Origin of the sequence: Bacillus sp. GbtcB14 (assembly GCF_019091205.1) — a bacterium.
Classification (GTDB): Bacteria; Bacillota; Bacilli; order Bacillales; family Bacillaceae_G; genus Bacillus_A; species Bacillus_A cereus_AG.
On the sequence record NZ_JAGXJT010000011.1, the window covers coordinates 74,938 to 88,370 of the forward strand.

The following is a 13,433-nucleotide window of genomic DNA, read 5'->3' on the forward strand; positions in this document are numbered from 1 at the left end:
GAAAGGCAATGACAAACTTATATAACCCAAACACAATAGCATTCACACCATTTTTGTTCTTTACTGGTAAAGGCGGGGTAGGAAAAACATCTACTGCATGTGCAACAGCTATTACGTTAGCTGATATGGGGAAGAAAGTTTTATTAATAAGTACTGACCCAGCTTCTAATTTACAAGATGTGTTCGAAATAGAACTTACGAATAAACCGAAAGAAATTCCAAGTGTTCCAAATCTACAAGTAGCAAACTTAGATCCTGAAACTGCTGCTCATGAATATAAAGAACGTGTTGTTGGTCCATATCGTGGAAAGCTTCCTGATGCTGTTATTGCAACGATGGAAGAGCAGTTATCTGGTGCTTGCACAGTAGAAATGGCTGCATTTGATGAATTCTCTACGTTACTTACAAATAAAGAATTAACATCAAAATTCGATCACATTATATTTGATACAGCACCAACAGGTCATACGTTACGTCTTCTTCAACTTCCTACGGCTTGGAGTGGTTTCCTGGAAGAAAGTACTCATGGGGCTTCTTGTTTAGGGCCATTAGCAGGACTTGGTGATAAAAAAGAGTTGTATAATCAAACGGTTCAGGCACTATCTAATCCAAACCAAACGATGTTAATGCTTGTTACACGACCGGATAGTTCTCCATTACAAGAAGCAGAACGAGCAGCTCATGAATTAAAAGAAATTGGTGTTAGTAATCAATTTCTACTTGTAAATGGGATTTTGAAAGACTATATGCAAAATGATAATGTCTCAAATGCACTGTTTAAGAGACAATCACGCGCGTTAGAAAACATGGCAGAAGAATTAAAAAATCTTCCTACTTATGAAATTCCATTAGTACCGTTTAATGTTACTGGAATAGAGAATATGAGAAAACTGGTTCAACCAATGGAAAATCTCTTGATTTCAGATGAGGAAGCAAATACCGTCTCTATCCCTTCACTTCAGACATTGATTACTAATCTTTCAGAATCAGGAAAACGAGTAATTTTTACAATGGGAAAAGGTGGTGTCGGAAAGACTACAGTAGCTTCAGCAATTGCAGTTGGTCTGGCTGAAAAAGGGCACCATGTACACCTAACTACAACTGACCCCGCAGCACATATTGATTATGTCATGCATGGAGAACAAGGGAATATTACGGTAAGCCGAATTGATCCAAAAGTAGAAGTTGAAAACTATCGTAAGGAAGTCATAGAGCAAGCAAAAGATACAGTTGATGAAGAAGGTTTAGCGTATCTCGAAGAGGACTTACGTTCTCCTTGTACGGAAGAAATTGCAGTCTTTCGTGCTTTGGCCGATATTGTTGAAAGAGCTAATGATGAAATTGTAGTAATTGATACAGCACCAACAGGTCATACATTATTGTTACTAGATGCAGCACAAACGTATCATAAGGAAATTGCACGTTCTACGGGTGAAGTACCACAGTCTGTGAAAAACTTATTACCACGTTTGCGTAATCCAGAAGAAACAAGCGTTGTAATTGTAACACTTGCAGAAGCAACACCAGTTCATGAAGCAAGCCGTCTACAAGAAGATTTAAAACGTGCGGATATTACTCCGAAATGGTGGGTTATCAATCAAAGTTTTTACGCAACACATACAAGTGACTTTGTGTTAAGAGGAAGAGCACAGTCCGAAATACAGTGGATTCAAGAAGTGCAAAAGGAATCACAAAATAACTGTGTTATTATCCCTTGGCAATCGGAAGATATTGTAGGATATGAGAAACTTAAAGAGTTAGTAAAATAAAACATTTTAATTAGTTACTGTGAAGGGGAGAAATAATAATGAATATTACAGATAAAGCAAAAGAATTTATTGAAAATGCCATGAAAGAAAACGGTGTTTCAACATTACGTTTTACATTTGAGGGTGCTGGATGCTGTGGCCCTAGTTACGGTATTAATTTAGGCGAAGCAGAAGAAAGTGATATCACAGAAACAGTAAATGGTGTTCAAGTCGCTATGGATCCAAAAGTAGCTGAAATTGTTAATACTTTAACTTTAGACTATGTAGAGGATCAACAAGGCGCAGGACTGGTTATCAGTGGCGGATCTAACTGCTGCTAACTAATAATTGAAGGAGATTAACAAACATGACTAACTATCACGAATTAGTAAAAGGAAAAGTATATATTGGTGGAGTAGACGCTATACAAGACGCAGTAAACAAGCACGGGATTACAGAGGTGTTTGATTTACGTGCTGGTGGAGAAGAACCAGAAGGGTTTCCGTCTGGGACTAAACGTCATGCTTATCCAATCGTAGAAGGTGTTGAAGGGCAAGATGAATCAGTAAGAAATGCAATTGCGGCGGTCAAGGAAGCTGTTGAACAAGATAAAAAAGTATTTTTCCATTGTTCTGGTGGACGTAATCGTACAGGTACAGTTGCTACAGGGTTGTTAGTAGAATTAGGGCATGCATCTAATGTGGAAGAAGCTGAACAAAAAGCAAAAGAAATCCGTTCAAGCATTAGTATCAAGCCAGAAATGAAACAAGTGTTAAACCGTTTATACGTATAATATATCTAATCCCTAAAAATTCATATTTTTGGGGATTTTTCTTTAATAAATTATATTCTTTCAAATTAATTTGGTTTAACATTATGTTTAATGGATATTATATAAATCTAAAAAATTTTAGTTTAGACTTTCTTGTCCCAACTAAGTTCCCCAAATGATAGTTTAGACTTTCTTGTCTAATTAGTTTAGAGTTTCATGTCTTTGTACAATTATATACGAAGAATAAAAAAACAGCTATCTATTCTTCACGTTAAATACAATTTTAACGAACAAATGTTCTTGTCGTTTTGAAATCATATTCTATTTACTAATTCGCTTGAAAATTTCATTATGGATGATTCATACGTCATTCATACTATAACATTTACAAACTATTATTTAGTGTTGGGAAAGTAGGACTCTGTACTATAAGGCACTCTTGTATTCATTACCTGATAAATGGTTAACTGATCAGCTAATATTTGTTTTTCACTGGCATGGTATTCTTTAAATACTTGTAGTAAATTGAAGTAGACGGGTGTTTCTTCATAATATAATTCATTGTATGCTTCAATAAGATCTTCGAAATTATACTTCAAACCTTTACTGAAACATACTTTTTCATGTTTAAAACGAGGTTCCTCAAAGTAATCTTTTATTTCATTCCAAGCTGTCTCAATGTCTTTTCCGTCTCGTATTCTAGGAATCATTAAACCACAGAATAGTTGTACAAATGTTTCTGCTTGCAAATATCTTTTTTCTACTTTTTTTGTTTTTTCTTTCATAAAAGGAATTTTCATATTAATTCTCCTCAACTTATAATAAATGACAATAACATCATAACATATAAATAAGACAATACCAACTGTTCGTTAAATCGGAATTTAACGAACAGTTGAGGAAATGTGAGTTAAACTCCCCTCCTATCTTAATGTACTGTACAAAGGCATGAAACTCTAAACTCTCATTTTTGGGACTAGCTTGGGCCAAGAAAATCCAAACTAAAGTTTTATAGATTTACAGAACTAAATACATGTGATCTTGTGTGAACGTATATGTTTAAATACTACGTTACTTTTATTTATAAAAAAGGCATCCTAAGATGCCTATCTATTCTGTAACAAATTTAAATACATAGTACATAAAAAATAGACAAGATAGATAGGCTAGCCTGCCAGCAACGGATTCTCTCATAAATTTCATAAGTATGACTTTGACAAGCAATGCTAAGAATAACGGTATAAATAGTACCATAGCAAGTTTGATCGCTATGTCATTCATTATTGGATTAAATGGTTCGAAATTAATTATAATATTCACTTACCTTTCTCTTATCGTTCTATTTAAAGAATAAAATTATACAAATAAACTCGCTAAAAAGATACCATAAGGTTCCTTCCTCCAACTGAACAATCTTAATTTTAACCGGTTCTTTTGCAAATATAAGACGCATTTCAGGGAACAATCAGGATTCCTACCGAAATTGTTCTTTTTTGTCATATGCATGGCTTCTACTCCTATATAATATTATCCTTTATAACAAAAAAGCACTGCTATGATTTCTAGGAGTATTGAAAATGTTCTATCGTACTAAATTCACTTTATAAATAGAACATATAATAAAAGACCTTGCTACACAAAATAGCAAGGTCTAGATATAGTAAAATAAGCACCTTAGAGATTTATAGGTGCTTTTATTTAAATTCATTTCCACAAAATAAAATGTAAAAAACTAAAAAAGCAAAAAGGACACTTTTTTAGTTTTTTAGCTTCCCAGCACAAATTTGAAAAAAGATTTCAAGCTATCCTTCACTATCTTTAAATTTTCCTCTTAAATTCTTCTCAAAGATAACCCTATTATCTTCCATCTTATTATAAGTTTGAAATAAAGCTTCTCTTTTCTTTTTTCTTACCCTTGGTTCTGGAGGATAACATGACGGACATTTTGCAGCCCCTTCATGTCTAGCTTTGACCATTGCTTTATATTCATGTCCACACTTACCACAAATCCACCATGCTCTTTCGTTACATCTGGTAGATGTCTCCTCTGGTGTTGTTACACCATATACTTCTTTATTCTTTGTAGGATGCCATTCTTTTGCTATTTCTGGGTTATGAAGAGCAATTGACTGTTGATACTTTTCACAAGTTCTACATCCCTTACCATTTTTCACTCTTAAATTTATTTTTTCTCTCCACATATGACCTTCTTTACAAACCCACATTACTTCTTCATTTGAAGTATAAATTGCCTCATATGGATTTCGGAATTTCTGCCGATAACATGTGTCAAAGATACAAAACTCCTTTGCTATCTCTGGATACATTGTTGCTAATGAGTTGTCTTTGCAAACTTTCTTATTTGAACAGTATGGACACACAGTTTTATCATGAAGTCTACTTCTAACAGACTCCTTCCACTCATGACCCTTACCACATATCCACCATCTAACATTCCAATTCTCTTCATCAATCATCTCATTATCAGGTGTTACATCTGCATTTCTTTTGAAATTCCATTGCTTAGATAAATCTGGATCAATACATCTAAGTGATTTAGCTTCTATTTTATTAACATTGTTTAATTTATCTAGCTGCTGCTTTTTCTTCATACACTTTGGACAAAGCTCATCTTCAACTTTCAGCCTATCATTAGGAGTTGATCCCCAAACATGTCCCTCAGAGCACTCCCACCAAATATATTCGTAACTTCCATATGTAATATCTTCAGGATTCAAGTGACCATTCTTGATAGGATGCCATTCACTTAACAGCTTTTTAGAAAGACCTGTATTTATAAGTAAATTAATCATAGTATTCTCACCTCTATTTTTCTGATTCAATCCACCATTTGTCTGCGTTCAATTCTTCTGTAGTCATCTCATACTCATCTAATTTAACAATTTCATTTTCCCTATTAAAAAAGCAAGGCTTTACAAATATAGAAGCATTTCTATAACTATAACTTTCACCTTTATACGCTTCAATTTTAGAAATTTCTAGCTTATAAACATATAATGGATGTGAATATATTTGTCCAACTTTAAAAGTTTTATCACTATTGTTTTCCGAAGAAATCTCTTCAACTATCACTTTACTTGGAGTACCATGGAAATGACTATCCCACATTACGTTTCACCCTAACTTTAAATTTATTTAATTCTATTGTATCAGAATATTCACACGTGCAATTAGGAAAAAGGTATAATTTTATCATTATTTTCATCTATTATAATAAAATAAGTTAAAGATATTACTGGCTAAGTAGTTAAGAGTTTTTTGTCCTATGTTCAAAAGGTTTAGACTTTCATGTCCTGTTATTAAGACATGAAAGTACCTACAAAATTTATAATAATGGCTATTTATCAAAGATTCTTTATAAGTTTTTAGTTTAGAGTTTTTTGGAACTTGATTGGATAAGAAAATCAAGTTCCAAAACTTTATTGATATACAGAACTAAATACATGTAATCTTGTGTGAACGTATAGGCTTAAATACTACATTACTGTTATTTATAAAGAAAAGACATCCTAAGATGTCTTTCTACTCTGTAACAAATTTAAATACATAGTACATAAAAAATAGACAAGATAGATATGCTAGTCTGCCAGCAATCGATTCTCTCATAAATTTCATAAGTATGACTTTGATAAGCAAGGCTAAGAATAACGGTATAAAAAGTACCATAGTAAGTTTGATCGCTATGTCATTTATTGTTGGATTAAATGGTTCAAAATCAATTATAATATTTACTTACCTTTATGCAACTTCTTATTTATATAGTTTAATATAAATAAACTCGCTAAAATGATACCATAAAGTTCCTTTCTCTAACTGAACCACCTTAATTTTAACCGGTTCTGGTGCAAATATGCATGGCCTCTACTCCTATATGATATTACCCTTATATAACCAAAAAAAGCAACGCTATGGACGCTTTAGCCTACATATTCTTCAACTTTACTAAAGATACCATTAATAGATGGAGGGGTATAATTATAATCGTTATCAGTGAACATTAAAAAAGATGATTCCGATTGAATATCGGAACCATCTTTTCCGGGCTTGATTTTTCAGTTTTTTTTTATTAAACTGTCCATTTTAAAGGGTACATTTCAGTTGACTCCGCACCTTTTTAAAAATAATTTATATGAATGTAAATCGCCTTTAACACCACAGTAAAATCTATAATATCAATGTTACATCTTACTACTTTGTATCCCATTTTTCTAAATGGAAGTAGAACAATACCCCATCTTTTGTATTAGTTACACCGTACTTTACATTATGTAAATCTAATATATTTTTTACAATTGAAAGTCCAAGACCCGTTCCACCATATACTCTTTTTCTTGATTTATCCACTCTATAGAATTGATCCCATATTTTATCTATGTTTTCTTCTGCTATATGTGCCCCTTTATTTTCAAACCCTATATATACGTCATGTTGTTTCTCGTTTACATCTATCACAATGGTTCGATTCGCATCTGTATAGCGAATCGCGTTGGTAAACAAGTTTGTTATGACCTGTTCTAACAGATGTGTTTTACCTTTAACACAAACATTATCTATATTTAATTTGATGTGTAGTGATTTTTCTTTAATTTGAACTTGTAAATCTTTTGCTGCCTTTTGAATTAAATTCCCTATATTAACCTGCTCCATCTGTATTTGGTACGTTCCGGATTCATATTTAGCCAAATTCAACATTTCATCTATTAACACATTCATTTTCTCTATTTCTTTTTCTAATGCTTCCCAATAATATTGATTCATTTCAGGCGCGATTCCATCTTGCAGCATAGATGCAGATATTTGCATGACACTGAGTGGCGTTTTTAATTCATGCGAAACGCCTGCAATGAAATCTTTTCGTGTCTGTTCTAATTTTTTCTCTTTTTCTAAGTCTGTTTTTAACTGATTGATATATCCTTCCATTCTTTCTGAGAGTTGATTAATATTAGAGGAAAGCTCACCAATTTCATTTTTTGATTTGATAGAAAGCTTATCTTGAAATTGAAATTGCATTATTTTTTTCGTTGCTTCATTAATTTTTAGTAATGGTTTGGTAATAATTCTTGAATAATATAAACATACAACCAGCGATAGAATCAGCACAAATGCTATAATATATATAATAATCACTCATTACATCTGTCACTTTTGTAATCGGTTGTAACGAAGACAATGTATAAATGAATTCATTTACTTGTCCATTTTGCATGAGTGGTTTTATCGTTTCTAGATACTTGATTCCATCTATACTGATTTCATTCTGAACCCATTCGTCTCCTTGTAATTTCACTTTATCGCTGATCCATTCCGATTGAAATTGCAAAATACGATTTGCAAACACCTCATTACTATACAATGTATTATTCATTTTTGAATTGAAGTAAACTGGGAAATTTATCTCTGTTACAATTCCCTCTAAGAAATAATATTTCTCACTTTCTTCTTTTGAAAAAACCTTCATACCATTTTTAGCACCAGACATCATATATTTATCAATCTGATAATAAGTAGGTGCAACAAAATTTCCATCATAACCTTTTATTCTCAATGTTGTAGGAATCACTATGTCTTTATTCGATCTTTTACTTACTGTATCCATGATAGCTAGTTTAGTCGTTTTATTGAGTAAACTTGTAATTAATATACTGAAATTAGGATCCATATCTTTCTTTGCATTGATTAAATTATTAAACACAACCTTAGAGGATCGACTCGAATCATTTTTATCAACTGTTTTTATATAATGATCTCCTGATGGTAATTTCTTGATATTGGCTTCTTTATCGAGCCTAGCAATCATAATACCCTGCTGATTAGCATACGAGAGTTCCTTCCTCTGGAGTGTATTTTCATCCTGTTTATGAGCTTCATAAAATGTATAGTACCGTTGTAATTGCTTCTGAACATTTTCTTTTTCTTTATCTATATATAAGTATTTCATCACATACATTTGTCCGAAAAAGATAGCTGCGATAATCATGCAACATAGTAAAAAGGTAAGAGAAAATAACTGAAACACAATCTTCTTTCTCATCATTTTTCTACCTCAAATTTATAACCCGTACGAACAACTGTAATAATGTGTTTTGCTTTCTCACCAAGTTTTAATCGTACATTACGCATATGTGCAGTTAGTGTTTTATCATCTCCATCATAATCGTATCCCCAAATATTTGTGATTAACTGCTCTCTTGATAGTACTTGTTCCTTGTGTTGCATTAAAGAGTGTAAAATTTCATATTCTGTATGTGTAAAATCTATTTTTTGTCCATCTATTGAAACAGAACGTGCTGATTTATCTAAGCGAATACCACATAAATTAATACAGTCCTGATATTGTACTTGTTGATTTGTATCTTTGAACAAACGTTTTGCTCTCGCTAATAAAATAGACGGTTTAAATGGTTTTGTTACATAATCGTCTGCCCCAAGTTCAAATCCAAGTAACGTATCATCTTCATCACTTCGTGCCGTTAATAGGATAATAGGAACATTAGAATTCTTTCGAATACGTCTACACACTGACCATCCATCCATTAATGGGAGCATAATATCCAAAATAACTAAACTGATATTATGCTCTTGTTCAGCAAACAAATCTAGCCCAATTTGACCATCTTCCGCTGTAATTACTTCATATCCATCATGCGAGAAATAATGGGCTACAGTCTCTCGGATAATCTGTTCATCTTCAACTATTAAAACTTTTTTCATCTCTATTCTCATCCAATCTACGTTCGTTTTACATTGAAACTGTCATCGCTTGTCTTCCCATTTGAATCCAGGCTTGTTCAAAACTATTCCGATCAATTGCTCTGTGTTTGTCCTTCTTTAGTGGATCGTTAATATATACATATTGTTCATCATAATCGGTCACAACGACACTATGCTGGTGATATGTCACTTTCATTTCTCCTGCATCTGTACGCCATGTATAAAATTCATCATCAGGTAACCGTTTAAAACGGGCATTTGTTAATACCCATACAGGTTGCCCTCTGTCTATCGCCTCATATATTTGCTGAGGTTCTTTGTGACTTAGATCCTTCACTTTCTCTTCTGAAACATACTCCTTTGCCAATTCTAAAATCGGCTCTACATAAACACCTAGTCCAGGTTTATCAAATGTAGCTATATCCCCAATAAACCCTTTGTGCATATTCCCCTTTATACCCTTTCCCTGAAATGGTACAGACTTTATCTTTGCAGCGAGTTCCATCTTATCGACTTGTACACCTGAAAATTGCAACACCATAGCAAGGCTCGTTACTTCACAACCTCTCATCAATTCTGGTTTTTGTAGAATCAGCGGCACATCCAATGGCCTTACTATCACTTTTTCTTGCTCTATGGGCCTATTTTCTTTTTCAAGTACCTTTTCTGATTCTACTGATTCATTTCTCATATATTCTACTTCTGATTTTGCATTCTCCTCTTGTGGTATTGCAGGTTGTATTTTAGTAAATATAGGAATATCACCATGTGACATACCAATGTTTGTATTTAATACTGATAGTGTAAATACAAACAGGGTTGTTTTTCTAAATGGATTCATCATTATCTCTCCTCGATGCTTTATAAGGAGAGTGTAATTTGTTTATATTTAGATAAAATCATATTTATAGAAAGACAAAGTAAAATTCATATCAAGATTATATAAAGATAATTGCTTTACGTATTAATCTTATGTGCTACAAATATTGCTTTCAACAAGCAATATTTAACTTCTTTAAGTTCACGTTCTAATTTTTCGTACTTTGCAAAAAGTCCTCGAATTCTTTTCATTAAAGTATAATCTTCGAGATTTTAGGTATGTGGTTTGATTATTATTTACAAATCCTATTGCTATATGGTAATTACTATTTATCAACAATTATTTGTGAGATTTTAGTTTAGACTTTTATGTCTTTCTACACTTGTACATGGACATAAAATAGATACTTTTTAGAAGAGAAAGTATCCATTTTCATGAATATCTTTTGTTACTTATGTAGAATTAAATTTTAGTTGAATTTCACATTTAATTAGGTTTTACTATTTAGTTTTGTTTCAAATGCAGTTAAATTAGTTGAAGCCTTACTAAAATTTGGTTCAGAAAGTTGTTTAGGTCTTCGTACTTCTGTCTTCTATTGGAGCTACACCTTGTATCTCTTGTAATATAGAATTTGCTACATTTTCTCTATAAAATTCTTCAACTATATTTTTCAAATAAATACAATTTCTTTATTCCTTGAATAAAATCAATAACTCGGCATACAATACCTCTGCATCGAGCAGTTAGACTGGGCTAACTGCTCTTTTATTGAATAAATTTTTAGGGCATGTTAACAATATAGGTAATCCAAGTTTGAATACGAATAAACATTGTATTCATAGTATTTACTAGAGCAGTTAGTTTTTTCTAGCTGCCTTTTTGAGTTTTTCCGAATAAAATTCTAAATTATGTGTTCACGAGTAATAATGGTAGATAAAGAAATAGGAATTCATCATTTATTTAGTTGAGTGGATATGCAGGGGAATTTACTCCGTTATTGGATAAGGACGGAAAGTCAATGTTAAAACTATATATTCGAATAAAACAATTTATATTATTCAACTATATGGTAGCTTTAGTTTCACAAGGAAATAAACAACTTTATTATCTGTTTTGATTTCAGAAGTAAAGCTGAACTTAACTTTTTTAAAAGGAGATACTACAATTTAAGCAGTGCCTCCTTTACGTTTTTATAAGTGAGTTTTAATGACCTTATTGTTTCTATTCATTATGTCCAATGCTATAGATGGGCTGATGCAGCTTGAATTCACAGTGACTTCTTTAATTTTGTTTTTCCTTTTCTTCTAGGAATGAGCAGTTAGTTTTCTGCTGAATGCTCTTTTATATTAACTTGTTTGTCATCATATATTACGGATATGTAGCTATTAACTCATAGGGTCTTCTTTTAAAGAGCACTTGTACCTAGTGCTCTTTTTAGTTTCCTTATTTAGCTCACTTTTAATTTTACATAATATTTTTAATTCCGTTTATACTATAGTTGTAACTTTAAGTTACAACGTATTGTGGGTATCGTTATTGTTGGACAATAAAGCAGTTAGTTCATTGAGCTAGCTGCTTTATTATTTAAATAATAACAACATTAAACCTCTCCCTATAAATTGTTATTCATAACATCATTAGTTACTATATTTTAGTTTTATTTCCCACTTTTCCAGCATATTCTTTAAGAAGGGTGTTTAGCTAAAAAAGTTACCTCCTTATCGATGAGCACTCACTTATGTAGTGCTCCTTTTCATGCTGTACAATTCTGTTTTACTTGTATAATTATATATAGTTTCTTTTTTGAACCTCCCACATTCTTTTTTACAAGTTGCAATGAAACAGTTAGCTTTTTTCTAACTATCCTGTTTTTATTTTTCACTTTTTAGTTAAACGTACATATATTAACTTTGAACAATGGCCAATAGGATACTTAACCTACCTCTCTAAGAGCACATTTATATCTGTGCTCTTTTTTGAGTCACTTTAAAATAACGATTTTGTTTAGTTATCATTTGATTAATCATATTTAAAATTTTTTAACATATCTTAATTTTAATCAGGAATTACACTACCCCCCAGTAGATCTGTAGTTCCTGTAATTGAGCCTATAACTCTGATTAGAACCTGTTATAAACAACAGGTTCTATTTATGGTCATTCTTCATCCCCATCGTTGCGATAGGTAAGACTTTGAAGTTATCTCCATCTTTTGCGCCACTTAACACTGTACGTGCGAAATTCACTACATTCAAACACCTCTAGGCTACATTAAGCAATACAAACTTTATTAATGTATTCATTTCTAGCTTGAAGATAAAAAAATTCATGATTCCACATATTTATATTCTCTATCCATTTTGGATACTTTAAAAATGGATACTTATTTTATACATATTTTACTTGTATGATTTTAATCAAAATGTGAGGTGGTCGTTTATGATAAAAGGCTATGCAGCATTGCTTATTATAGATGTACAAGTGGGTTCATTTAAAGAAGAAAGAATGCTATATAAAGGAATTGAATTATTAAAAAACATTCAATTGTTAATCCATAAAGCTCGTACTGTCCAAGCGCCTATTTTTTACATGAAGTTTAATGGGAAAACAGGATCTTTATTAGAGCATGGAAATCCGGAATGGGCAATTCATGAATCTGTAGCTCCACTATCTGAAGATATCGTTCTTGAAAAAAACCACCCTGATTCATTTCATGAAACAAGTCTTCAACAAGAATTGAATAAAAGGGACATCGAACACATTGTGATTACAGGCGTTCAGTCTGAAATATGTATAGATGCGACGTGTCGACGTGCATATAGCTTAGGGTATGATGTTACTCTTGTTGAAGATGGGCATAGTACATATGACACTACATTATTATCGGCATCCCAAATTATTAAGCATCATAACGATATAATAGGTGAATGGTTTGCTGATTTGAAAAAAGCTCAGATAATTGAATTTTAATTAATCTTGAATAGGTTTTTCTTGATAGATATAGTACGAATCATTTAAATTTAGCTAAGGTATTAATCCTGTTTCCTATTATTAAATATATGTTTTACTGTATGCGATAATGTAATAATTATATTCTAATAATTAAATGCCCCTTTTAGGGCTACAGACACACCGTTATTAAGTAACAAAAAGCTTATTTTTTTCATTTTGGGGTAATTCTAAATTCTTAAGTTGATGGGCATGTGGTGCTATCCAAAAGTCAAAATAAACAAAATAGAGGAACAAATGCAGTTTTATAAATCAATGTTTGTGTCCCTGGAGTTTCCTTTAATGTTAATATTAACTGATTTAAAAATAGCCCTTGTTACTATTAAATTCCTTCCAATGATTAAGGAAGGAAT

Annotated in this window: 10 protein-coding genes and 1 pseudogene; 4 read left to right on the forward strand and 7 right to left on the reverse strand. The window is 32.0% G+C overall.

Translation table 11 applies throughout. From position 1 onward, the window contains the following. The first annotated feature begins 8 nt into the window (after positions 1-8). From arsA to KVT31_RS24560, 3 genes are read left to right on the forward strand one after another with little or no spacing between them, the layout of a single operon-like run. The gene (gene arsA / locus KVT31_RS24550; RefSeq protein WP_000183539.1) at positions 9-1,769 is read left to right on the forward strand and encodes an arsenical pump-driving ATPase; all 1,761 of its coding nucleotides are present in this window, start codon (positions 9-11) and stop codon (positions 1,767-1,769) included. Positions 1,770-1,807: 38 nt separating this feature from the next. Beyond that, the gene (locus tag KVT31_RS24555) at positions 1,808-2,089 is read left to right on the forward strand and encodes a HesB/IscA family protein (RefSeq protein ID WP_001027741.1); all 282 of its coding nucleotides are present in this window, start codon (positions 1,808-1,810) and stop codon (positions 2,087-2,089) included. A gap of 26 nt (positions 2,090-2,115) precedes the next feature. Next, entirely contained in the window at positions 2,116-2,541 is a 426-nt protein-coding gene (locus KVT31_RS24560; protein ID WP_000186246.1) for a protein-tyrosine phosphatase family protein, read from the forward strand. A 374-nt stretch (positions 2,542-2,915) separates the two neighbouring features. Here the strand turns inward: KVT31_RS24560 and KVT31_RS24565 are convergent, their stop codons facing one another. The 7 genes and pseudogenes from KVT31_RS24565 to KVT31_RS24590 form a co-directional block, all read right to left on the reverse strand. Further along, a complete protein-coding gene (locus tag KVT31_RS24565) occupies positions 2,916-3,320 on the reverse strand; it encodes a hypothetical protein (RefSeq protein ID WP_000701128.1) in 405 nt (134 codons plus the stop codon). 310 nt (positions 3,321-3,630) lie between these two features. Then, positions 3,631-3,840: a hypothetical protein gene (locus KVT31_RS30755; RefSeq protein WP_001021329.1), complete on the reverse strand. Its 210-nt coding sequence runs from the start codon at positions 3,838-3,840 to the stop codon at positions 3,631-3,633. A gap of 482 nt (positions 3,841-4,322) precedes the next feature. Next, positions 4,323-5,333, reverse strand: coding sequence for a zinc-ribbon domain-containing protein (locus KVT31_RS24570; RefSeq protein ID WP_000609152.1), 1,011 nt, complete (start codon positions 5,331-5,333; stop codon positions 4,323-4,325). A 13-nt stretch (positions 5,334-5,346) separates the two neighbouring features. After that, positions 5,347-5,649, reverse strand: a complete 303-nt coding sequence (locus KVT31_RS24575; protein WP_000263523.1) for a hypothetical protein — start codon at positions 5,647-5,649, stop codon at positions 5,347-5,349. Positions 5,650-6,729: 1,080 nt separating this feature from the next. After that, positions 6,730-8,572: pseudogene (locus tag KVT31_RS24580) on the reverse strand (sensor histidine kinase). Next, the gene (locus tag KVT31_RS24585) at positions 8,572-9,252 is read right to left on the reverse strand and encodes a response regulator transcription factor (RefSeq protein ID WP_000756749.1); all 681 of its coding nucleotides are present in this window, start codon (positions 9,250-9,252) and stop codon (positions 8,572-8,574) included. The pseudogene KVT31_RS24580 and the gene KVT31_RS24585 overlap by 1 nt, the downstream one beginning before the upstream one ends. A gap of 28 nt (positions 9,253-9,280) precedes the next feature. Continuing rightward, on the reverse strand, positions 9,281-10,096 hold the full coding sequence (locus KVT31_RS24590) for a C39 family peptidase (protein ID WP_001997354.1): 816 nt from the start codon (positions 10,094-10,096) through the stop codon (positions 9,281-9,283). A 2,414-nt stretch (positions 10,097-12,510) separates the two neighbouring features. Between KVT31_RS24590 and KVT31_RS24600 the strand changes: the two genes are divergently transcribed. After that, on the forward strand, positions 12,511-13,041 hold the full coding sequence (locus KVT31_RS24600; RefSeq protein ID WP_000589748.1) for a cysteine hydrolase family protein: 531 nt from the start codon (positions 12,511-12,513) through the stop codon (positions 13,039-13,041). The last annotated feature ends 392 nt before the right edge of the window (positions 13,042-13,433 follow it).

Excerpts from the sequence above, each read along its gene's own strand:
- KVT31_RS24585 (WP_000756749.1), bottom strand. The coding sequence starts at position 9,252 with ATGAAAAAAGTTTTAATAGTTGAAGATGAACAGATTATCCGAGAGACT.
- KVT31_RS24575 (WP_000263523.1), bottom strand. The coding sequence starts at position 5,649 with ATGTGGGATAGTCATTTCCATGGTACTCCAAGTAAAGTGATAGTTGAA.
- KVT31_RS24560 (WP_000186246.1), top strand. The coding sequence starts at position 2,116 with ATGACTAACTATCACGAATTAGTAAAAGGAAAAGTATATATTGGTGGA.
- KVT31_RS24600 (WP_000589748.1), top strand. The coding sequence starts at position 12,511 with ATGATAAAAGGCTATGCAGCATTGCTTATTATAGATGTACAAGTGGGT.
- KVT31_RS24590 (WP_001997354.1), bottom strand. The coding sequence starts at position 10,096 with ATGATGAATCCATTTAGAAAAACAACCCTGTTTGTATTTACACTATCA.
- arsA (WP_000183539.1), top strand. The coding sequence starts at position 9 with ATGACAAACTTATATAACCCAAACACAATAGCATTCACACCATTTTTG.
- KVT31_RS24570 (WP_000609152.1), bottom strand. The coding sequence starts at position 5,333 with ATGATTAATTTACTTATAAATACAGGTCTTTCTAAAAAGCTGTTAAGT.
- KVT31_RS24565 (WP_000701128.1), bottom strand. The coding sequence starts at position 3,320 with ATGAAAATTCCTTTTATGAAAGAAAAAACAAAAAAAGTAGAAAAAAGA.
- KVT31_RS24555 (WP_001027741.1), top strand. The coding sequence starts at position 1,808 with ATGAATATTACAGATAAAGCAAAAGAATTTATTGAAAATGCCATGAAA.